Source organism: Enterovirga aerilata (genome assembly GCF_013044135.1).
Taxonomy (GTDB): Bacteria; Pseudomonadota; Alphaproteobacteria; order Rhizobiales; family Beijerinckiaceae; genus Enterovirga; species Enterovirga aerilata.
The window spans coordinates 91,454-113,170 of sequence record NZ_JABEPP010000002.1 but is presented as its reverse complement, the minus strand read 5'-3'; the positions used below and the strand labels follow the sequence as shown (position 1 = coordinate 113,170).

The 21,717-nt window shown below is 69.7% G+C and carries 19 protein-coding genes; 8 read left to right on the top strand and 11 right to left on the bottom strand.

The genetic code is table 11. From position 1 onward, the window contains the following. Window positions 1-73 precede the first annotated feature (73 nt). The 6 genes from dgcA to HJG44_RS05695 all read left to right on the top strand — a co-directional run bounded on the left by dgcA (window position 74) and on the right by HJG44_RS05695 (window position 6,295). Window positions 74-1,060 carry an N-acetyl-D-Glu racemase DgcA gene (dgcA, locus tag HJG44_RS05720; protein ID WP_171217422.1) on the top strand — a complete coding sequence of 329 codons (987 nt, stop codon included), beginning with the start codon at window positions 74-76 and terminating at the stop codon, window positions 1,058-1,060. 71 nt (window positions 1,061-1,131) lie between these two features. After that, entirely contained in the window at window positions 1,132-1,962 is an 831-nt protein-coding gene (locus tag HJG44_RS05715; RefSeq protein WP_171217421.1) for a hypothetical protein, read from the top strand. 130 nt (window positions 1,963-2,092) lie between these two features. Further along, window positions 2,093-3,019, top strand: coding sequence for an EamA family transporter (locus tag HJG44_RS05710; RefSeq protein ID WP_171217420.1), 927 nt, complete (start codon window positions 2,093-2,095; stop codon window positions 3,017-3,019). Window positions 3,020-3,134: 115 nt separating this feature from the next. Continuing rightward, the gene (gene thiD / locus HJG44_RS05705; protein ID WP_210261004.1) at window positions 3,135-3,953 is read left to right on the top strand and encodes a bifunctional hydroxymethylpyrimidine kinase/phosphomethylpyrimidine kinase; all 819 of its coding nucleotides are present in this window, start codon (window positions 3,135-3,137) and stop codon (window positions 3,951-3,953) included. Window positions 3,954-4,022: 69 nt separating this feature from the next. After that, a complete protein-coding gene (locus HJG44_RS05700) occupies window positions 4,023-4,640 on the top strand; it encodes a helix-turn-helix domain-containing protein (RefSeq protein ID WP_171217419.1) in 618 nt (205 codons plus the stop codon). A gap of 314 nt (window positions 4,641-4,954) precedes the next feature. Then, window positions 4,955-6,295 carry a GNAT family N-acetyltransferase gene (locus HJG44_RS05695; RefSeq protein WP_171217418.1) on the top strand — a complete coding sequence of 447 codons (1,341 nt, stop codon included), beginning with the start codon at window positions 4,955-4,957 and terminating at the stop codon, window positions 6,293-6,295. 7 nt (window positions 6,296-6,302) lie between these two features. On the opposite strand, the gene HJG44_RS05690 is transcribed toward HJG44_RS05695, so the two are convergent. From HJG44_RS05690 to recO, 9 genes are all read right to left on the bottom strand, one after another. Next, complete coding sequence (locus tag HJG44_RS05690; protein WP_346767101.1) at window positions 6,303-7,058, bottom strand: cytochrome b/b6 domain-containing protein; 756 nt, start codon at window positions 7,056-7,058, stop codon at window positions 6,303-6,305. Window positions 7,059-7,071: 13 nt separating this feature from the next. After that, window positions 7,072-7,506, bottom strand: a complete 435-nt coding sequence (locus tag HJG44_RS05685; protein WP_171217417.1) for a c-type cytochrome — start codon at window positions 7,504-7,506, stop codon at window positions 7,072-7,074. An 88-nt stretch (window positions 7,507-7,594) separates the two neighbouring features. Further along, the gene (locus HJG44_RS05680; RefSeq protein WP_171217416.1) at window positions 7,595-9,913 is read right to left on the bottom strand and encodes a xanthine dehydrogenase family protein molybdopterin-binding subunit; all 2,319 of its coding nucleotides are present in this window, start codon (window positions 9,911-9,913) and stop codon (window positions 7,595-7,597) included. A gap of 54 nt (window positions 9,914-9,967) precedes the next feature. After that, a complete protein-coding gene (locus tag HJG44_RS05675; protein WP_171217415.1) occupies window positions 9,968-13,159 on the bottom strand; it encodes an efflux RND transporter permease subunit in 3,192 nt (1,063 codons plus the stop codon). A 31-nt stretch (window positions 13,160-13,190) separates the two neighbouring features. Further along, entirely contained in the window at window positions 13,191-14,321 is a 1,131-nt protein-coding gene (locus HJG44_RS05670) for an efflux RND transporter periplasmic adaptor subunit (RefSeq protein WP_171217414.1), read from the bottom strand. A 64-nt stretch (window positions 14,322-14,385) separates the two neighbouring features. Beyond that, entirely contained in the window at window positions 14,386-14,709 is a 324-nt protein-coding gene (locus HJG44_RS05665; RefSeq protein WP_171217413.1) for a rhodanese-like domain-containing protein, read from the bottom strand. 153 nt (window positions 14,710-14,862) lie between these two features. Further along, window positions 14,863-15,663, bottom strand: coding sequence for a bestrophin-like domain (locus HJG44_RS05660; protein WP_171217412.1), 801 nt, complete (start codon window positions 15,661-15,663; stop codon window positions 14,863-14,865). A gap of 121 nt (window positions 15,664-15,784) precedes the next feature. Then, window positions 15,785-18,025, bottom strand: coding sequence for a DNA topoisomerase IV subunit A (gene parC, locus HJG44_RS05655; RefSeq protein WP_171217411.1), 2,241 nt, complete (start codon window positions 18,023-18,025; stop codon window positions 15,785-15,787). Next, window positions 18,022-18,816: a DNA repair protein RecO gene (recO, locus tag HJG44_RS05650; protein ID WP_171217410.1), complete on the bottom strand. Its 795-nt coding sequence runs from the start codon at window positions 18,814-18,816 to the stop codon at window positions 18,022-18,024. The genes parC and recO overlap by 4 nt, the downstream gene beginning before the upstream one ends. Before the next feature lie 84 nt (window positions 18,817-18,900). Here recO and HJG44_RS05645 point away from each other — a divergent pair, with 84 nt between their 5' ends. Both HJG44_RS05645 and HJG44_RS23955 read left to right on the top strand, forming a co-directional pair. Then, window positions 18,901-19,947, top strand: coding sequence for a 2,5-dihydroxypyridine 5,6-dioxygenase NicX family protein (locus tag HJG44_RS05645; protein ID WP_171217409.1), 1,047 nt, complete (start codon window positions 18,901-18,903; stop codon window positions 19,945-19,947). Window positions 19,948-19,953: 6 nt separating this feature from the next. Next, on the top strand, window positions 19,954-20,088 hold the full coding sequence (locus tag HJG44_RS23955) for a hypothetical protein (protein ID WP_281411486.1): 135 nt from the start codon (window positions 19,954-19,956) through the stop codon (window positions 20,086-20,088). 4 nt (window positions 20,089-20,092) lie between these two features. On the opposite strand, the gene HJG44_RS05640 is transcribed toward HJG44_RS23955, so the two are convergent. Beyond that, window positions 20,093-21,337: a GGDEF domain-containing protein gene (locus HJG44_RS05640; protein WP_210260968.1), complete on the bottom strand. Its 1,245-nt coding sequence runs from the start codon at window positions 21,335-21,337 to the stop codon at window positions 20,093-20,095. A gap of 219 nt (window positions 21,338-21,556) precedes the next feature. Next, a complete protein-coding gene (locus tag HJG44_RS05635) occupies window positions 21,557-21,715 on the bottom strand; it encodes a hypothetical protein (RefSeq protein ID WP_171217408.1) in 159 nt (52 codons plus the stop codon). Between the last annotated feature and the right edge of the window lie 2 nt (window positions 21,716-21,717).

Below are 21,717 nucleotides of genomic sequence, written 5' to 3'. Positions count from 1 at the left end.
TCCGTCCCTTGGCACGATGGAGGCACGGTGATAGCGCGCCGCCATCGCGCAAGTCGAGCGCGCCGGAGGTCACATGCGCCGCGAGCTGCTGGTCGAGGTCGAGCGGTTCCCCGTCGCCGGCCGTTTCACCATCGCGCGCGGCTCGCGGACCGAGATCGCCGTCGTCACGGCGACGATCTCCGAGGGCGACGCGCGCGGACGCGGCGAATGCGTGCCCTATTCCCGCTACGGCGAGACGGTCGAGAGCGTCTGCGCCCTGATCGAGGGTCTGCGCGGGCGCATCGAGGCGGGCCTGGGCCGCGCCGAGCTGCAGACCGCCCTTCCCGCCGGGGCCGCGCGCAACGCGGTCGATTGCGCCCTGTGGGATCTCGAGGCGAAGCTCACGGGCGTGCCGGCCCATGTCGCGGCGGGCGTCGACCGGCTTTCGCCCGTCACCACGGCCTTCACGATCAGTCTCGACACGCCGGAGGCGATGGCCGAAGCGACGGCGCGCGCCGCCTCGCGCCCGATCCTCAAGATCAAGCTCGGGGCGCCGGACGGCGACCTCGAGCGGATCGCGGCCGTGCGCGAGGCGGCACCCGACTCGACGCTCATCGCCGATGCCAACGAAGGCTGGACGGAGGAAAACCTCGCCGAGCACCTCGCCGCCTGCGCCAAGGCGGGCTTCGCCCTGATCGAACAGCCGGTCCCCGCCGACCGCGACGCGATCCTGGCCGGCCGGCCCCGGGAGGTGATGATCTGCGCCGACGAGAGCCTGCACGACCGGCACAGCCTGCCCGGCCTCGCCGGCCGCTACGACGCGATCAACATCAAGCTCGACAAGGCCGGCGGGCTGACGGAGGCCCTCGCGCTCGCCGCGGAGGCCCAGCGGCTCGGCTTCTCCCTGATGATCGGCTGCATGCTGGGCACCTCGCTCGCGATGGCGCCCGCCCTTCTCCTCGCGCCCAGGGCGCGGTTCGTGGATCTCGACGGCCCGCTCCTCCTCGCCCGCGAGCGCGAGAACGGGCTCCGCTACGACGGCTCGACCGTTTATCCCCCGGCCGCCTCGCTCTGGGGCTGAGAAGCGCGGATCGGGGATGGCGCCGGGCTGCCAGCCTCCGTAAGAGGGACGCAGCGGGGTCCCGGAGAGCCATGACGGACAGGCGCCAGCAGCAGCCGCTGGACGAGCGCGATTTCGACGCGATCGAGGCGGCCGTGATGGAAACCGAGCGCGGCCGCTGGTTCCTCGGCGAGTTCGCCCGGCGCAACCGCCTTGCGGAGACGCGGCTCCTCCTGGATGCCATGACCCGCCTGGAGCAGAGCGTCGCCAAGCCCCATCCCGACGAGGGAAGCGAGCTCGTCCGCCGGGAGATCGCGGCGATGGCCGCAACGATGTCGCGAGCGCTCGATGCGGCCGATGGCGGCCGCGATGGCGGGGCGGCGGGCCTCGATGGCCTGTTCGCCGCGATCGGCAGGGTCGAGGCCGCAACCGCCGACATTCACGACGCGGCCGAGCGCGTGAGCGAGACCGCGTGGCGGCTGCGCGAGGCCGGTGCGAGCGGCGAGCTCTGCGGCGAACTCGACAAGGCTGCGGCCGATATCGCCACGGCCTCGGCCTTTGGCGGGCTCACGGCCGGCCGGGTGAAGGCGCTCGCCGAGGCAGTCCGCGACATCCGGCAGCGCCTCGATGCCCTGCCCCCCACCTGGAAGCCCGTGCCCGACCCGCCTTCCCGACGCGTCGCGCATCCCGATTCCCGACCCGGCGGCGCATCGTCCCGGGCTGCAAAGGCCGGTCAGGCCCGGGGCGCAGCGGACCATTCCCCTGAGGCAGCCGGCGTCTCCGCGCCGCCGAGCGCCCCGGCCGCTCCCGCGGAGCCCGAGGCCCGTCGTCGCAGCACGGCGCCGCCCGTTCGGATGCCCGTGCCGAGCCTCGCCGCCTTCGACGGGATGGACCTGAAGGAGCGGCTCAGGCTTTTCACCTGATTAACCAATCGCCGGCACATCGGGGGCTTCGGACGCGGCGGACCCGCCGCCCTCCTCCCGAGCACCCGGTAGCGCCTTGGCCACGACCGCCCCTTCCACCCCCGCACCAGCCGAGGCTCTGTCCGGTCCCGTGAACCCCCTGATCGGCGTGGGCCTGAAAGTCCTCTCGGCGCTCGCCTTCACGCTCATGTCCGCCGGCATCAAGTGGGTCGGACCGGACTTCCCGACCGGGCAGATCGTGTTCTTCCGGTCGGCCTTCGCGCTCGTGCCGCTCCTCGTCTGGCTCAGCCTGCGCGGCGATCTCCTAGCCTCCGTGCGCACGAACGACCTGCGCAGCCACATCATGCGCGGTCTCATGGGAAGCTGCGCCATGTTCGCAGGCTTCGTGTCGCTCGCCTATCTGCCGCTCTCCGATTCGGTCGTGATCGGCTATCTGTCGCCACTGCTCACCGTCGTGCTCGCGGCCCTGTTCCTCGGCGAGACGGTCCGGCTGTACCGCTGGACCGCGGTCGCGGCCGGCTTCGTCGGGGTGGTGATCATGGTCTCGCCGCATCTCGGCGGCGCCTCCCTGTCCGGCAACATGCAGGCGACGACGATCGGCGTCGCCTTCGGCCTTCTCGGCGCATGCTGCGCTGCGGGCGCGACGATCCAGGTCCGCAAGCTCACCTCGCGCGAGAGCACGGGCGCGATCGTGCTCTACTTCACCCTCCTCACGACGGCGCTCGGCGCCTCCACGGTCGTCCTCGGCTGGAAGGTGCCGAGCGCGTCGCAGTTCGGCCTCCTCGTCACGATCGGCATCCTGGGCGGGATCGGGCAGATCCTGATGACGCAAAGCTACCGCTATGCCGATGCCTCGCTCATCGCGCCGTTCGACTACACGACGATGATCTGGGCCTTCCTGCTCGGGTGGTTCCTGTTCGGCCAGCTCCCGAGCACGGCGGTGGTCGCCGGCGGCGTGATCGTGGCGGCGGCCGGCCTCTTCGTCATCTGGCGCGAGCGCCGGCTCGGACTCGAGCGAGCCAAGGAGATGGAGACGAGTTCCCGGCGCGCGACCTGACCCCGTTTCGATGTAGGATGGCCGGGTGAGCCAGAACGCCATTCCCGTCGACGGGTCCGAGACCCGGTTCCGCAGCACGCCCGAACGTCCGGCGGACGAGCGGACGCCGGTCGCGCTGACGATCGCCGGATCGGATTCCGGCGGGGGGGCCGGCATTCAGGCGGACCTGAAGACCTTCTCGGCTCTCGGGGTCTACGGCGCTTCGGTGATCACGGCGCTGACGGCGCAGAATACCCGCGGGGTCCAGGGCATCCATGACGTTCCGGCCGAGTTCGTGGCCGCCCAGATGGACAGCGTCTTCTCCGACCTGAACGTAGCGGCCGTGAAGATCGGCATGCTGGCGAGCCCCGACGTGATCGAGGCGGTCGCGGCAGGGCTGGAGCGGCACCGGGCACGGAACGTCGTGCTCGACCCCGTCATGGTGGCGACCAGCGGCGACCGGCTGATCTCGGAGGCCGCCGCGCTCCGGCTGCGGGACCGGCTCCTGCCGATGGCGCTCGTCCTCACGCCCAACCTGCCCGAGGCGGCTGCCCTCCTGGGGGAGGAGATGGCGACCGACGAGGAGTCCATGCGGGTCCAGGGCGAGAAGCTGATGGCGCTCGGCGCGCTGTCTGTCCTGATGAAGGGCGGCCATCTCACCGGGCCGCAGAGCGTCGACATCTTCGTCTATCCGGGCGGCTCCGGGCGGCTGGAAGCTCCGCGCATCCCGACGCGAAACACGCATGGCACAGGCTGCACGCTGTCCTCGGCGATCGCCGCGATGCTCGCATCCGGGTCGAACCTCGTCGAGGCCGTGGTCCAGGCCAAGGACTACCTGACGGATGCGCTCCTCGCGGCCGACAGGCTGAGGATCGGCGCCGGGGCCGGCCCGGTGCATCATTTCCATGCGAGCTGGAGCAAGGGGGACGAGGCCCAGCGGCAAAGCATTCCTTGATCTTTTCGCCCCACCGCGATTTCGTCGGCGCATGCCGGCGCGGGTCCGGCAGCGGAGCTGGTGAGCCGGATGGCTGTGGAAGGACGTGAGCGGGCGCGCGAGCTCGAGGCCGGCGCGCAGGTGCTGTCCGGCCAGCTGGGCAAGACCATCCAGCGCCTGCGCAAGGCCTACAGCCTGTCCCTGTCGGAGCTCGCCGAGCAGTCGGGCGTCGCCAAGTCGATCATCAGCCAGATCGAGCGCAACGAGACCAACCCGACGCTCGCCACGATCTGGCGGCTGAGCCAGGCGCTCGACATCTCGATCGAGCGCGTCCTCGCGACCGTCGACGAGGAGCCCTTCATCGAGAAGTCCTCCAAGCCGGACACACCGATCCTGGTCTCGGACGACGGACGGATGCGCCTCGCCATCATCGGCTGGATCAAGACGGTCGAGTGGCTGCAATGGTACGACGTCACCTCCCAGCCCGGCGGCGTCCTCGAAAGCGACGCGCATCAGAGGGGCTCGGTCGAGTGCCTCTCCGTGCTGGAGGGCGAGTTCGAGGTCGAGATCTCGGGCGTGGTGCAGACCGCCCGGACCGGCGAGACGCTCCGCTACCGCTGCGACCGGCCCCACACCGTGCGTTGCGTTGGCGACGCTCCCGGGCGCGCGACGATGGTCTGCATTCTCAAGGCTGCCGTTATGGAGTGAAGGACGGCACGATCCCTCCCGTCCAGTCCGGAGACATGTCGCACGGGAAGGAACAACGAGAGTACCCCGGATGCACGATTGTCGCGGTACCGGCATCTCCCTGAGATGGTGATCGTTTCGGCGGCAGGGCGATCTCCATGGCCATACCAGACGATCAACGTCGCAGCGACTTCGCCTTTCCCCGTTCCGCTTCCGAACGGATGAGGCGAAGGGAAACCGCCTGCAGGCGTCCAGATGTCGTCCGGGAACATCCGGCAACGTATTGTAGACCGCAAGCATAGCGACGCCTCAGCGCAGTTCGACGGAGGCGCCGCATGTTCAGCCCCCCGCTCAATCTCGATCTCGCAGGCCTCCCGGACCGTCAGCACGGCAGCACGGCAGCGAAGCGGCACGCGGGGCATCCGCTGGAGACAAGTCTGCCGCACGGGCCGGAAGGTCAGGCGGACTTGCGCCCGACAATCACGGTCGAGATCGCCGATGCAGCCCGCCTGGAGGCGCTCTCCGTAGAATGGCGCGACCTCGTCTTGCGATGCGCGGAACCGAACGTGTTCATGGATCCGGCGGTGGCCGTGGCGGCGGCGGCGGCCGGAACACCCGTTCGGGCGGTCATCGCGTGGCGCCGGGAGGATTCTGCGGCTACGAGGGTGGTCGGAATATGGCTGCTGATCCCGACCCGTCCGTCGTCGCGTCTGCCCATCCGGATTCTCGGCTGCCCGACCAACTCGCTCACCTTCCTTGGCACGCCGGTGCTCGACGCCGACGATCTCGTCGGCACGCTCGGTGCGATGTTCGCTGCGCTCGCAGCCGATCCGGACGGACCGAAGATCATATGCGCCTGCGACATCGCGGCCGACGGTCCCGTTCTGGCCGCCATGCGCGAGGCGCTCGCGCGGCAGGGCTTCACCTGGGTCCGGATCGAAAGCCGCGCCCGAGCGAAGCTCGATGTGCCGGGAGGCGGCGTCCCAGCCGCGTCGAAGTCCGTCACGCCCTGCAAGCCCGCCGAACTGCGGCGCCTCCGCAAGAGGCTCGGGGAACTCGGCGATCTCGTGCATGTCCGCCACAGCGAGCCTGAAGAGGTCGCCGGGGCGCTCGACGAGTTCCTCCTCCTCGAAGCCGCGGGCTGGAAGGGGCGGAGCGATGCGATCCTGGCCGCGGGCGCGCGCGCGCCCTTCGCGCGTGCGATGATCGCGGGGCTTGCCCGCAACGGCAGCGCCGGGGTCGATGCCCTGCGGCTCAACGGGCGCGCCATCGCGATGAATGTTTGGCTTCGTTCGGGGCACGGCGTGTTCGGCTGGAAGATGGCCTATGACGAAGCCTACCGCCGCTTCTCCCCCGGGAACCTGCTGCTCGATGAGGTCGCCAGGCACCTGTTTGCGGACGGGGTGGTGCGCTTCATGGATTCGTGCAACCGCAACGAAAACACCCCGCTCGCGCAGATCTGGACGGAGCGCCGGATGGTCGAGGACATGGTCATCGACCTGCATTACGGCGGCTCGTCCCTCGGCCGCTTCGTGGCCGCGACGGAGCTCTGCTACCGGACCGGCAAAGCGTTCGCCCGACGGCTGAAACGCGCCGCGATCCGGAGGCTCCGATCCCGACGCCCGGCTACGACGAGGGAAGAGCCGGCGCGCCCGGATGCGCGGCAGGCGGGCTGATCCCGGGCTAAGGCAGGCTGCCGCCGAAGAGCTTCACGCCTCCGAAGACGACCATCGCGGCCGCGGCCAGGCACAGGACCGCCCGAAGCCAGAGCGCCCGGCCCGGCCGCATCTCGGGCTGGTCGGCGAAGGGCTCGACCGGCTTTCGCCCGGTGATCATGGCGCCGATCACCGGGTCCTTCTTCACGAACTGGTAGAACAGGTTCACGGCGACATGGATCGCCACGAAGGCGAGCAGGATATTGAACGCCATGTGGTGGTAGCGCGACAGCGCCTTCTGCACGGGCGTCGGGTCGCCGAAGTCGAGATTCGCGAAGGGGCCGCCGTAGAGCCCGTTATGGTCGACGGTGAACAGCCCCGCGATGCCCTGCGAGGCCACGACCGCCAGGAGCAGGATGATCATCCAGCCGCCGAGCGGGTTGTGACCGAGATACGGGCGTCCCCTGCCCCGGAGCAGGTCGAGTCCGTACCGCAGCGCCGTCCAGGGCCAGGTCACCCAGTTCGCAAAGCGCGCGGTGGAGGAGCCGAACAGGCCCCAGAAGAGCCGAAACACGACCAGGACGAGGATCGCGTAGCCGTTCCACATATGCCAGGCGATGCCGGCATCGCCCCACTGGTTCGTCAGCCAAGCATTCAGCACGAGAAGGACCAGCGTCCATTTGAAGAGACGGGTCGGAAGGTCCCAGGCCCGGACCTCGCGGGCCGGGCCCTCGCTCGCCCGCTCGTCCCGTCCGGGTCGGGCCCGCGCCGCCTGGATGCTCACGGCTCCCGCACGCTCAGGTCTTGATGCGGTAGGTATTGTGGCAGCTGGAGCAGGCTTTCGTCACGTTGCCGAAGGCCGCCCTGAAGCTGTCGAGATCCTTGGTCTGCGCGGCGGCCGCCTGGATGTCCTTGGCCCAGGCATCGAACCGCGCCCGGAAGTCCGCCTGGTTCTCCCAGATGGCGGGCGCCGCCGTCGTCTGACCGCCTGTCTTCGCGGTCGGCGGGAAGTGGTTATGGAAGCCGTCCGCGGCGGCTGCGTAGGTCTTGAGGACCTCCTGCGCCTTGGCGAGGTCGAACGAAATCTCTCCCTTCACCATCTGAGTTCCGGTCCGGGTGGCCGCCCCGACGCCCTTCATGATGTTGCGCCGGGTCTCGATCGGGTCGCTCTGGGCCACAACCGCACCGGTCACCGCGACGAGCGCGGCCACGGCCAGGACAGATCGGAGCATCGGCATCCTCACGAGGGGCCCGCGCGGCACGCGCGCGGCTGACCTGCGCTGAGACGCCACGCAGCCTCGGATTATTCCAGCTTCAGGCTCAGGCCGCGCGCCGGGTCGGGCCGGCCGCACGGATCGCGGCCATCACGGCGTCGGGCGTTGCCGGCATGTCGATGTGGCGGATGCCGTAGGCGTGATCGAGCGCATCGACCACGGCGTTGATGACCGCCGGGCAGGAGCCGATCGCGCCGGCTTCCCCAGCGCCCTTCATGCCGAGCGCATTCGTGGTCGAGGGCACGTTGCGCGTCTCGAAATGGATGAAGGGGACGTCCTGCGCCCGCGGCAGGCGGTAGTCCATGAAGGAGGCCGTCACGAGCTGTCCGTCCGCATCGTACACGGTGTGCTCGTGCAGCGCCTGCCCGATCCCCTGCACGATGCCGCCATGGACCTGGCCGGCGAGGAGCAGCGGGTTCAGCGTGACGCCGAAATCGTCCACGACGTGGTAGCTGACCACCTCAACGTCGCCGAGATCCGGATCGATCTCGACCTCGCAGACATGCGTTCCGTTGGGGTAGGTCGCCTCGGGCGGGGTCCATTTGTCGTCGCTCTTCAGCGCCGCCGAATCCGGTCCGGCCTTGGCGGCGAGCTCGGCGAAGGAGATGGCGCGGTCCGTCCCGACCACGTGCACGCCGCCGTCGGCGATCTCGAGATCCGCCACTCCCGCTTCGAGCGCGTCCGCCGCGAGTTGCTTCAGCTTGTCGCCGAGCTTGCGGGCCGCGGAGGACAGGGCCGCGCCGCCGATCGGGATCGAGCGCGAGCCGCCGGTCCCGCCGCCGGTCCGCAGCGTGGCCGTGTCGCCCTGCTCGACCCGGATGCGGTCGAGCGGCAGGTCGAGCTCCTGCGCCACGAGCTGCGCATAGGCGGTCTCGTGCCCCTGCCCCGTCGATTGCGTGCCGATGCGCACGAGCGCAGAGCCGTCCTGCTCCAGGCTGACATAGGCGCGTTCGCCCGAGCCGCCCGCGCAGGCCTCGATATAGGTCGCGAACCCGAGGCCGCGGAGCTTGCCGCGCCGGGCCGAGGCCTCGCGGCGGGCCGGGAAGCCGGCGCGGTCGGCCCGCTCGAGGGCGAGGCGCATGTGTCCCTCGAACTCGCCGGTGTCGTAGACCTTCCCGGTGCAGGTCCGGTAGGGCATCTGCTCCGGGCGGATGAAGTTGAGCGCGCGGAGCTCGGCCGGATCCGTCCCGGTCTCGCGCGCGATGTGATCGACCAGCCGCTCGATCGCGTAGGCCGCCTCCGGCCGGCCCGCACCGCGATAGGCATCGACCGGGAGCGTGTGCGTGTAGTAGCCGCGGATGCGGATATCGATCGCCGGGATGTCGTAGACGCCCGGCGACATCAGCGATCCGCCGGTGGGGATGAAGGGCCCGTAGGCCGAAAGATAGGCCCCGATATCCGCCTTGAGGTCCACCCGCATGGCGAGGAAGCGGCCGCTCCCGTCCAGCGCCATCTCGAGCGTGGTGAAGTTGTCGCGGCCCTGGGCGTCGCCCATGAAATGCTCGGTCCGTTCCGAGATCCACTTCACGGGCCGCTTCACCCGCTCGGCCGCGATCGCGGCAAGCGGATATTCCCGGAACATGAACATCTTGGTGCCGAAGCCGCCGCCGACATCGGGGGTCACCACCCGGATGCGGTCGCGCTCGACCTTCAGGATCTCGCGCGCGAGCGTGTCGCGGATCCCGTGGCTGCCCTGGCTGCCGAGGGTCAGCGTCCAGCGGCCGCTCGCCTCGTCGTACTCGGCGATGCAGGCCCGCGGCTCCATGTAGTTCGTCACGAGCCTGTTGTTCACGAGCGAGAGCGAGACGGTCCGGGCCGCCCTGGCGAAGGCGGCGTCGGTCGCGGCCTTGTCGCCCTCCGCGCAGTCGAAGGCGACGTTGCCGGGCACCTCGTCCCAGACGAGCGGCGCGCCGGGCTTCCCGGCGCCCGCGATGCCGATGGCGGGCGGGAGGGTCTCCCAGTCGATCGGCATGGCCTCCGCCGCGTCGCGGGCCTGCCCCTCCGTCTCGGCCACGATGAAGGCGACCGCGTCTCCGACATGCCGCGCCACGCCGTCCGCGAGAAGCGGATAGGGCGGGAGCGTCATCTGCGTGCCGTCGCTGTTGGTGGCCGGCGCGCCGCAGGGCAGCCCGCCGTACCCGCTCACGTCGGCGGAGGTCAGGACCAGCAGGACGCCCGGCATGGCGCGCAGCCCGGCGAGGTCGCCGATCGCGAACCGCGCATGGGCGTGCGGGCTGCGCACCACGACCGCGTGCGTGCAGCCCGCCGGCTGCACGTCGTCCGTATAGCGCCCCCGCCCGGTGACGAACCGCACATCCTCCTTGCGCAGGGCGGGCTGGCCGATGCCGAACTTCATGGGACGCATCGAGGAAACTCCGTCAGAGTTGGGCTGCAGGGTTGTGGCCTCAGGCGTCCGGCGTCAATGCGCGGGTTCGGGCGCCCGGGTCGCCGGCATCGGCTCGCCGCCCTTCCGGCCGCCGCGGATCCACAGCACGAAGGAGCGGATCGCGACGTAGAAGACCGGCGTCAGGAACAGGCCGAAGAAGGTCGCGCCGATCATGCCGAAGAACACCGCCGTGCCGAGCGCCTGGCGCATCTCGGCGCCGGGGCCGGTCGCGATCACGAGCGGCAGCACGCCGAGGATGAAGGCGAAGGCCGTCATCAGAATCGGGCGAAGCCTGAGCCGCGCGGCCTCCACGACCGCCGGCACCGGGCCGACGCCGTCGCGATCCTCGATCTGCTTGGCGAACTCGACGATCAGGATGGCGTTCTTCGCCGCCAGGCCGATCAGCACCACGAGCCCGACCTGGGTGAGGATGTTGTTGTCCTGCCCCCGCAGCACGACGCCGCCGAGCGCGGCCAGCACGCCGGTCGGGACGACCAGGATGATGGCGAGCGGCAGCGCCCAGCTCTCGTACTGGGCCGCGAGGACCAGGAACACGAAGAGCACGCCGAGCGCGAAGATGAAGATCGCGGTGTTGCCCGTCGCGCGCTCCTGGAAGGCGAGCTCCGTCCACTGGTAGCTCGTGCCGGGCGGCAGGCGCGAGGCGATCTCCTCCATGGCCGTGAGGCCCGTCCCGGACGAGACGCCGCGCGCCGTGTCGCCCTGGATCGGCACGGAGGTGTACATGTTGTAGCGCTGGACGAGGTCCGCACCGGCCGTGTCGCGGATCGTCACGAGCGAGCCGAGCGGGACGAGCGCACCCGAATTCGAGCGCACCTTGAGCTGCAGGATGTCGTCCCGCTCCTGCCGGAAGCGCGCATCCGCCTGCGCCCGGACCTGGTACACGCGCCCGAACACGTTGAAATCGTTCACATAGGCGCCGCCCAGATTGACCTGCAGCGTCGAGAAGATGTTGGAGAGCGGCACGTCGAGCATCCGCGCCTTCGTCCGGTCGATCTCGAGGAAGATCTGCGGCGTGTTGTTGCCGAAGGTGGTGAAGACCCGTGTGAGGTTCGGGTTCTGGTTCGCCTGGGCGATCACCTCCCCGGCCGCCGCGAGCAGCGGGCCGAGGCCGTTTCCGGCGACGTCCTGGAGCTGCATCTTGAAGCCGCCCGCATTGCCGAGGCCCTGAACGGGAGGCGGCGGCAGCGCGAAGATCATCGCGTCCTGGATCACGGCGAGCCGCTGGATCACCTGGCCTGCCAGCGCTTGCGCGCTGAGCTCCGGAGCCTTGCGTTCCTCGAACGGCTTGAGCGGGAGGAACATGACGCCCCCGCTCGGGGTGTTGGTGAAGGTCGCCCCGTCGAAGCCCGCGATGGAGATCACGTTCGCGATGCCGGGGATCTCCTTGATGATCGCCTCCGCCTTCTTCATCACCTCGTCCGTGCGGTTCAGCGACGAGCCGGGCGGAAGCTGCACGACCGCGATGAGATAGCCCTTGTCCTGCGCCGGGATGAAGCCGGTCGGCGTGGTACGGGTGAGAAACACCGTCCCGCCGATCAGCCCGCCATAGATCAGGAGCATGACGGCCAGCGTCAGCTTGTGGCCGACGAGGCTGCGCACGCTCACCGAATAGCCGTGCGAGGTCTTGTCGAAGGCGCGGTTGAATCCGTTCGCGAAGGCCCCGCCGACCCGGGCGAAGATGTTGCGCGGCCGGTGGTTCGTGTGCGGCTTGAGGAGCAGCGCGCAGAGCGCCGGCGAGAGCGTGAGCGAGTTGAAGGCCGAGATGATCGTCGCGGCCGCGATCGTCAGCGCGAATTGCCGGTAGAACTGGCCCGAGATGCCCGGGATGAAGGCGGTGGGCACGAACACGGCCGAGAGGACGAGCGCGATCGCCACGACCGCGCCGCCGACCTCGTCCATCGTGATATGCGCCGCCTCGCGTGGGGTCTTGCCCTCGGAGATGTTGCGCTCGACGTTCTCGACCACGACGATCGCGTCGTCGACCACGATGCCGATCGCCAGGACGAGCCCGAACAGGGTCAGGTTGTTGAGCGAGAACCCGAAGGCGCTCATCACCGCGAAGGTGCCGATCAGCGAGACCGGGATCGCCACGATCGGGATGATCGCCGTGCGCCAGCTCTGCAGAAACACGATCACGACGATCACGACGAGCGCGACCGCCTCGAACAGGGTCTTGTAGACCTCCCGGACGGATTCGGCGATGAACTCGGTCGGGTTGTAGGCGATGCGGTATTCGAGCCCGGGCGGGAACGTTCCGCTGAGTTCCTTCATCTTCGCGATGATGGAATCGGCCGCATCCAGCGCGTTGGTGCCCGGGCGCTGGAAGATGCCGATGCCGATCGCCGGCCTGCCGTCGAGATAGGAGTTCGAGCTGTAGTCACGCGCGGCGAGCTCGACGCGCGCGACGTCCTGCATGCGCACGAGCCGTCCGCCGACCGACTTCACGATCACGTTCTCGAACTGGCGGACATCCGTGAACCGCCCCTGCGTCTGGACGGTGAGCTGGTAGGCGTTCCCGGGCGGGGATGGTGCGGCCCCGAGCGAGCCGCCCGCCACCTGGATGTTCTGCTCCTGGAGCGACGAGACGACGTCCGTCGTCGTCAGTCCGTAGGCCGACAGCCGGTCGGGATTGAGCCAGACGCGGAGCGCGTATTCGCGCGCGCCGAACACGATGACGTCGCCGACGCCGTCGAGGCGCAGGAGCTCGTCGCGTACGCGGATGAGGGCATAGTTCGAAATGTAGAGTTCGTCGAAGGCGTTGTTCGGCGACAGCATGTGGACGACCATCAGGAAGTCCGAGGACGCCTTGCGCGTGGTCACGCCCAGCGACCGCACCTCGGCCGGCAGGCGCGGCTGGGCGGTCGCGACCCGGTTCTGGACGAGCACGTTCGCCTGGTCGAGATTCGTCCCCGGCTGGAACGTGATCGTCAGCTGCATGCTGCCGTCGCCGGTGGAATACGAGGACATGTAGAGCATGCCCTCGACGCCGTTGACCTCCTGCTCGATCGGCGTCGCGACCGTGGCCGCCACCGTCTCGGCATTGGCGCCCGGGTAGCTGGCCCGGACCGTGATCGTCGGCGGCGCGATCTCGGGATACTGGGCGACGGGCAGCCGCGCATAGGCGACGTAGCCGACCAGGACCAGGACGATCGACAGGACCGACGCGAAGATCGGGCGGTCCACGAAGAAGTGGGCGAATCTCATCGGACTATGCTCTGCGCGGTGCCGCGGGGGGTCACTGCTGGCGGACCGGCGGCAGTTCCTGCCGCTGCGGCGTGACCTTGGCGCCCGGCCGGACGCGCTGGAGACCGTTGATGACGATGGTTTCGTCGCCCGTCAGGCCGCTCCGGATCAAGCGGTATCCGTCGATCTTCGGGCCCGGCCGGACCACCTTGGCGGTCACGGCACCGTCATCCTCGACCGTCCAGACGAGCCGGCGATCCTGATCCGTCGCGATCGCCTCGTCCGGAACGAGCACGCCGCGGTGAGGCGGCGAGCCTGCGACCTGGATCGTGCCGAACAGGCCCGGAAGCAGGAACAGGTCCTTGTTCTCGACGATGGCGCGGAGACGGATCGTGCCGCTCGCCTGGTCGACGCGATTGTCGACGAAATCGATCCGGGCCGGGCGGTTCTGCTCGCGCTCGTCCGTCAGGCGGACGCGCGCCCCGTCCGTCACCGTGTGGCCGGCGGCCTTCGCCTGCACGTGCATGCGCGAATAGGCCAGGAAGGAGCGCTCATCGACGTCGAAATAGAAGTAGATCGGGTCGAGCGACACGATGGTGGTGAGCAGCGTCTCGTTGGCGTTGACGAGGTTGCCCTCGGTCACGAGCTTGCGCCCGATGCGGCCGGAGATCGGCGCCCGGATGTCCGTGAAATCGTAGTTGAGCTGCGCGTTGCGGAGGGCCGCCTCGGCATTGTCCATCTCGGCGCGGGCCGTGATGAAGGCCTGCCGGCGCTGATCGACGAGCTGCTCGGCGATGTTGCCCGAGCGCTGCAGCGCCTGCGCGCGCTCGAGATCCGCTTGCGCGAAATTCAGCCGTGCCTGGGCGGACACGACGCTCGCCTGCGCCTGGTCGAGCGCCGCCTTGTAGGGCCGGCGATCGATCACGAAGAGCGGATCGCCCTTCTTCACGATCGCGCCATCCTGGAAGCCGACCTTCTCGAGATAGCCGGAGACGCGGGCCCGGATCTCGACGAAATCCGTCGCGTCGAAGCGTCCGGTGAAGTCGTCGTACTCGACGACCTCCTTCACGACGGGCTTGGCCACCGTGACCGGCGGCGGCGGTCCCCCGGGCATCTGTGCCTGGGCGCCAAAGCCTGCCGCGAGCCAGGCCGCCGCGACCAGGGCTGCAAGATACCGTCTCATCCAAATCTCCGCCGGCCGGCCGCTCGAAGGGCCGAAACCGCCTGTGCGTGTGCCTGTGCCGAGTTCAGCTGTCGCCCGCCGCAATCGGCATGCCCGAGGCAGCCCAATCCTTGAAGCCGCCCGGAAAATGCTCCGACCACGGCAGCCCTGCCGCCCGGCAATGGCCGATGGCAGCCTTGGACCGCACTCCCGCCGCGCATGAGAACACCACCCGCCCCTCTTTAGGCAAGCTCCGCACGTCGAAGCGCGACAGCGGCATGGAGACGGAGCCCGGAATGTGCCCGGCCGCGAATTCGTGCGGCTCGCGGACATCCACGAGCGTGATCGTTCCCTCGCGCAGGCCGGCCACGACCTCGTCCAGAGCCACGTCACGGATCTCGCCGCTCAAGGCCGGCAACCTTCTGCTGTTCGGAAACGGGAATCGTCGGTCGGACGATGCGGCGCAACATAGCTCGTACGCCGGCCTTCTTCAGGCAACATCGCCGGTCCGTCCGATGTGCGCTAGCGCACATCGCGGGGAGCAGGCCGAACTGCGCCGTCATTACGGAAGCGCCGGCGGCGCGGCCGGCGTCATCAGGGCGAGCGCGTCCCGCAGGGCGACCGGCTGGAGCGCAAGCGGGCCGTCGAAGGGGCGCTCCTTGACGGCCACGAGCCCGAGCGCCACCACGGCGGCCATGGAGAAGACCGCGATCGCGGCCGCCTGGGCACGCGGCCGCTCGAGGTGGACGAGCGCGAGCGCGAGCTGCGTCAGGCAGGCGAGGATCAGCACCGTCCACCATTTCGGATGGTCGGAATATTGCTCGCTGAGGGCGAGCCGGTCGCTCCGGGCGCTTCTCGCCCGCAGCGCCTGCTCCAGCAGCGCCGTATGGGCGACCTGCCCGAGATTGTCGGTCAGCTTCGGGTCGGAGACCTCGCGCAGAAGCTCGCGGAGTGCCCCGGCGGCCTTGGGCGAGGCATGGCCGTCCTTGAGGAGCGGCCATTCGTCGTCGACCACGGCGGCGAGATAGGCCCGAACGGCGGAACGGAGCTCGGCCATGTCCGCCGCGGCCGCGAGGCTGAGCTCCCGGACGGCGACGAGCGCGTCGCGCTCGCTCAGGACGGAGCGCGAGGCCTGGCGGTTGCGCTCCCAGGCGTCGCTCGCCAGGAAGCCGGTAAGCAGCGCGAAGAGGATCGCGACGGAGCCGAAGAAGGGCGCGACCACGCCCGTCAGCGAGGCGGAGAAGCTCTGCGTGAGCCGCCCCTGCGCGAGCCAGAAGATGAGAAGACCCGTCGCCGCGAGCAGGCCGGCAAGGCCGCCGAGGATGAGCCAGACCGGCTGGTCGAGCCAGAATTCGATGAGCATGGCCGCCCGCCCTCCCCCGCGGAGGAAAGCCGGGCGGCTTTAACGTTGGCTTACGGCCGGCAGGCCGGAACCGGCGCTACTTGGGGTTACGGGCGATGCGATCCGATCCGGCTCCGCCAGCTCACCCGAAGGTGTTGGTCTTCGGAAAGCCCTTCGGCGGCAGGCGGCCGGCTTCCGCGCGGTTGCCGATCCAGTCGCGCAGCTCCGCAGCGGGCACCGTCCAGGTCCGGCCGGACGTGTCCTTCCAGGTGAGACCCTTCTCCAGCGAGAAGACCTTGGCGTCGGAAACGCCGCCGTCCTTGTAGCGCTGCAGCCGCACGCCCTTGCCGCGGCTCATCTCCGGCAATTGGGAGATCGGGAAGACGAGCAGCTTCCGATTGGCGCCGACGATCGCGACATGGTCGCCGGCCGCCTCGGTCGCGACCACCGCGCGCTCCGCGGCGTCCACGCCGAGCACGTTCCGGCCCTTGCGGGTATTGGCCACGAGGTCGTCGGCCGACGCGACGAAGCCGCGCCCGTCCGAGGCCACGAGGAGCAGCTTCGAGCCCGGCCTGTAGGCGAAGGCGGTGACGACGTCCGTGCCGTCGTCCAGATCCGCCATCAGCCGGATCGGATCGCCGAAGCCGCGCCCGCCGGGGAGCTTGGACGCCTCGAGCGTGTAGAACTTCCCGTTCGTCGCCATGACGAGGATCTTGGAGGTGGTCTCGGCGAAGAACGAGGTCTTGAGCCTGTCGTCCCCCTTGAACTGGACGGTGGAGAGGTCGGCGACATGGCCCTTCATGGCCCGGATCCAGCCCTTCTCGGACACGATCACGGTCACCGGCTCGCGCTCGACCATCGCCTCCGCGAAGTCGATATCGCCGAGATCGGGCGCGTCCGCGAAGGTCGTGCGGCGCTTGCCGAGCGGCGTCTCCGGCCCATAGGCCTTGCGGATCCCGCGGATCTCCCAGGCGACGGTCTTCCACTGCTTGGCCTCGGAGCCGAGCAGCTCCTCGATCTCGCCCTTCTCTCCGGTCAGCTGGTCGAGCTCGGTCCTGAGCCCCTCCTCCTCCAGCTTCCGCAGCGCGCGCAGCCGCGTGTCGAGGATCGCGTTCGCCTGCACCTCCGTCAGGCTGAAGACGCGCATCAGCTCGGTCTTCGGCTCGTCCTCCTCGCGGATGATTTTGATCACCCGGTCGAGGTCGAGATAGATGATGAGGAGGCCGCGCAGGATCTCGAGCCGCCGGTCGATCGCGGCGAGCCGATGCTTCGAGCGCCGGATCAGCACCTCGCGCCGGTGGTCGATCCATTCGCGCAGGCATTCGGCGAGGCCCAGCACCTTCGGCACCTTGCCGCCGGACAGCACGTTCACGTTGAGCGGGATGCGGGCCTCGAGCTCCGTCAGGCGGAACAGCGATTCCATGAGCACGGTCGGATCGACCGTGCGGGCGCGCGGCTCCAGGACGATGCGGATGTCCTCGGCCGATTCGTCCCGGACATCGGCGAGGAGCGGCAGCTTCCGCTCGTTCACCAGCTCGGCGATCTTCTCGATCAGCCGCGCCTTCGGGATCCCGTACGGGATCTCGGTGACGACCGCCGCCCAGGTCCCCCGGCCCGTATCCTCCTTGGTCCAGCGCGCGCGCACGCGGAAGGAGCCGCGGCCCGTCCGATAGGCCTCCTCGATCGCGTCCCGCTTGTCGACGACGATGCCGCCCGTCGGGAAATCCGGCCCGGGCACGAAGTTCACGAGGTCGGTCGAGGTCGCCTTGGGATGGCTGATCAGATAGAGCGCCGCGTCGCAGAGCTCGGCCGCGTTGTGCGGCGGGATGGAGGTCGCCATCCCGACCGCGATCCCCTGCGCGCCGTTCGCGAGGAGATGCGGGAAGGCGGCCGGGAGCACCACCGGTTCCTCGGTCGTGCCGTCGTAGTTCGGCCGGAAATCGACCGCGTCCTCGTCGATACCCTCCAGCAGGCGGCGCGCGACGTCGGTGAGGCGAGCCTCCGTGTAGCGGTCGGCCGCGGCGTTGTCGCCGTCGATATTGCCGAAATTGCCCTGGCCGTCGACGAGCGGATAGCGGGACGAGAAATCCTGCGCGAGCCGCACGAGCGCGTCGTAGATCGCCATGTTCCCGTGCGGATGGAACGAGCCCATCACGTCGCCGACGATCTTGGCGGATTTCCTGAACGGGGTGTTGGGGCCGAGCCGCAGGAGGTTCATGCCGTGCAGAATGCGGCGGTGGACCGGCTTCAGCCCGTCGCGCGCATCCGGCAGCGCGCGGTGCATGATCGTCGAGAGCGCATAGGAGAGATAGCGCTCCTCCAGCGCCTCGCGCAGATTGACGACCTCGACGCCGTCATCCGGCGGGTCGATGGGCTTGTTCATGCTCTGTCTCGGACCGAATCAGCAGGCAGGTCGGGCGGGACCATAGCCGATCCGGGTTTGTTCCGGGTTGCGGAGGCCGCTTGCGCGACAAATCGCGCCCGCTCGTCGGGCGCCGTCCGGCCCTGCGGCCCCCAGACATGGGATTCGAGGAAGAAGCCAGTCAGGCGGAATCCGGCCGCGATCTCGGCCTCGTCGGGATGCGGCAGCTCCGCCTCGCCGCGCAGGAAGCCGGGCAGCGGGAGCAGGCGGTCGCGGTAGGGCGCCCCGGCCTCGCGGCTTACCGCCCGCCCGCTGCGCGGCGAGACGTAGACGAGGTCCTCCGTCCGGCCGGTCGCGGCGCAGGTCGAGAGGTCGAGCCCGTAGCCGAGTTCGGCCAGCAGCATCAGCTCGAACCGGATGAAGAGCGCCGGCGCGAGCGCCGCCTCGTCCAGGTGGTCGAGAAGGAACAAGGCCGCCGCATAGAGGCCCGGATGGGGATCGCGCTCGGGCAGGAGCCGCAGGTGCAGCGCCAGCGTCCCGATTCCGTAGAGCGCCATCGGCGAGCCGAGCAGCCGCGCCGAGCGCAGGGTGTCGGCCTCGACCGCGAAATGCCCGATATGCTCGTCGAGCCGCGCACGCCAGGTGACGGCGACGCCGTTGCCCGGCTGCAGCACGGGCGCCATCCGCCGCGAGCGGCCGCCATGCACCAGGCCGAGATGCCGGCCGTGCTCCCGGGTCATCAGTTCCAGGATGACGCTCGATTCGCCGTGAGCGCGCGCCCCGAGCACGATCCCCTGGTCAGACCATTGCACGGCCCGGCGCCCTCCCCTCACGGTTGCAGGACAGCCCGCCCTCCGCCTGCTAGCAGCGGAGGCCCTGCCCCAGAAGGACGACCCATGCTGCCCGATCGTGTCGAGAACAAGTGGATCGAAGCCCTGTGCGAGCTCTTCCTCCGCTGCGGCGTGGGCCAAGGCGATGCGGCCGCGATCCTGTCGGAGACCGGGTCGCGGCCGATCAACGTGCATCTCGCCGAGCTCGCCCTGCTGCGGCTCGGCGCGAAGCCGTTCCACCTCGTCGTGCCGACGGCCCGCAATCCGCATCCCGTGCCGGTGCGCTCGACCGGCGCGAGCGAGGCGATCGGCGGCTCGCGCCCGGTGATCGAGGCCTGCAAGGCGGCGGGCTTCGTCGTGGACCTCACGGTCGAGGGCCTGATGCACGCGCCGGAGACGGCCGAGATCCTGAAATCGGGCGCCCGCATCCAGGTCATCTCGAACGAGCATCCCGAAGCCTTCGAGCGCTTCCGGCCCGACGACGCGCTGGAACGCAAGGTGCGGGCGGCGGCACGCCGGCTGCGGGCGACCAAGGTGATGCGGGTCACCTCGGCGGCCGGGAGCGATCTCACCGCCCGCATGGAGGGCGCCTCCACGGTCGGCGTCTGGGGCTGGACCGACAGGCCGGGCACGCTGGCGCATTGGCCCGGCGGGATCGTCGTCTCCTTCCCGAAGGCGGGTTCGGTCGACGGCACGCTCGTGCTCGCGCACGGCGACATGAACCTCACCTTCAAGCGCTATATCGAGAGCCCGATCCGGCTGAGGCTCGAGGCGGATTACGTCACCGAGATCGAGGGAACGGGGCCGGACGCGATGATGATGCGCCGCTATCTCGAAGCCTGGGGCGACCGCGAGGCCTATGCGGTGAGCCATGTCGGGTTCGGCCTGAACGAGGGGGCCCGCTACGAGGCCCTCGCCATGTACGACCGGCGGGACACCAACGGCACGGAGCTGCGCGCGGTGGCCGGCAATTTCCTGTTCTCGACGGGCGCGAACGAATTCGCCGGCCGCCATACGGCCGGGCATTTCGACCTCCCGATGATGGGCACGACGATCGAGCTCGACGGCGAGGCGGTCATCCGCGACGGGGTGGTTCAGGACGTGTTCGGCTGACGCTCCTTGCCGGACAGCCCTGCGCTGCCATCATGGTGCTGGCGTCCACTCGCAGCGAACTGGGAGATGTCCCTCATCACGGCCGCCGAGCGGCAATACGCCGTCGCCCGGCAGGCCCGCATCGAGGCGCGCCTGCTCTGATCCGTCAGGCGGCCGAGCGGAGCTTCCCAATCGGCGCAGCCGGCTTGGACGCGGCCGCGCGCATCGCATCGGACGCCGCCGGCTCGTGCGCGGCGGCCCGATCGGCCAGCGCGCAGCGCGACTTTCCGCTCGATTTCGCCTCGTAGAGCGCCTTGTCGGCCGCCGCGATCAGGCCGTCGAAGTCGCGGCCGTGCTCCGGCGCGAAGGCGATGCCGACGCTCACGCCGATCTCGACCGCGAGATCCTTTCCCAGCTCGTAGGGACGGCCGCCGATCTCGGCGATCAGGCGCTCGCCGAGCCGGAGCACGGCCGCACGGTCCTCGGCAGCCGCGAGGACCACGAACTCGTCGCCGCCGACCCGGGCCGCCACGTCGCCGTTCGGAACCATGTCCCGCAGGCGCTCGGCTACGAGGCAGAGCAGCCTGTCGCCCGCCACGTGACCCAGGCTGTCGTTCACGCCCTTGAAGCCGTCGAGATCGAGATACAGCAGCGCGAGCCGCTTCGGCCCGAGGCTGTCGGCGAGGCCCTTCTCCTCCAGAGCGCGGGCCAGCCCGGCCCGGTTCGACAGGCCCGTCAGCTCGTCATGTCGGGCGCGCCGGTCGTTGTCGCGCTCGGCCTTGATCGTCGAGACCAGGATCCCGTTCAGCTTCCAGGAGGCGGCGCCCATGCTGAGCAGGTAGAAGGGAATCTGGAAGAGAACGAGCCAGAGGATCGGCTCTCCGGACAGCGCGGCGCCGGCGCAGCACGGGCCGAGGCTCACGAAGATCATCGCGCAGGCGAGGCGAGGCGCGCCGAAATTGCGGAAGCAGATGCCGCCGACCATCGCGGCGGCCGACAGGCAGGCGAGAGTCGCCACCACCCAGTCGCCGCTCTGCATGGAGATGAAGGTGCCGAAGCCCACGCCGGCGGCCCAGAGCAGCGCCAGCGTCATGTAGAGGTCGGTGAAGGTCCGGCCGCCCCGACGGGCCGCGCGCTGCGCGTGGACGAGCACGGCGAACCGGGCGAGGCAGACGCAGATCTCGAAGCCGAGCCAGAGCGCGAAGACCGGCTGCCCGAGCCGGATGGTGCAAACCAGCGCAACGAGGATCGTATTGATCACCCCGCCGGCAAAGATCGGCAGCGTTCCGTAGAGGCTTTGAACCAGCGTCCGGCGGATGTCCTCCGGTACGTCCCGACCGGCATCGGCAAGCCAACGCGTGAAGCGCCAACGGGGCAGGCTGTATGCCCCGGCGCCCGTATCGATCGCCAATAATCCGCCTCCGATCGGGCGCCTTCATGCGGGCGCTGGTCGCCGCGAACATAGCCGAACGATCCTGAGGGCTTCCTTAAGCCGGAGGCGAAAACCCGCGCCTTCGTTCCCGCCGCGGAGCCTTGCTAGGACTTGGCACCTAGAAGAACCGGCTTCCGCCGGACGCGGGCGCCCCGTTGCGAACGGTAGAAGAAGCGGAGGCGGCTGCGGGCGCGCCCGTCACGGGCTCGAATACCGGGCGCAGTCGCGCCGGCGTGCCATGAGGCATTGCTCGAGCTTGCCGCGGCGGTCGAGCTCGCTCATCAGCCACCAGGTCGCGAGGATCAGGGCGGCAGCGACCCCCGCGATGGCGAGATGGAGGCGGTCGCGGCCGTCCACCG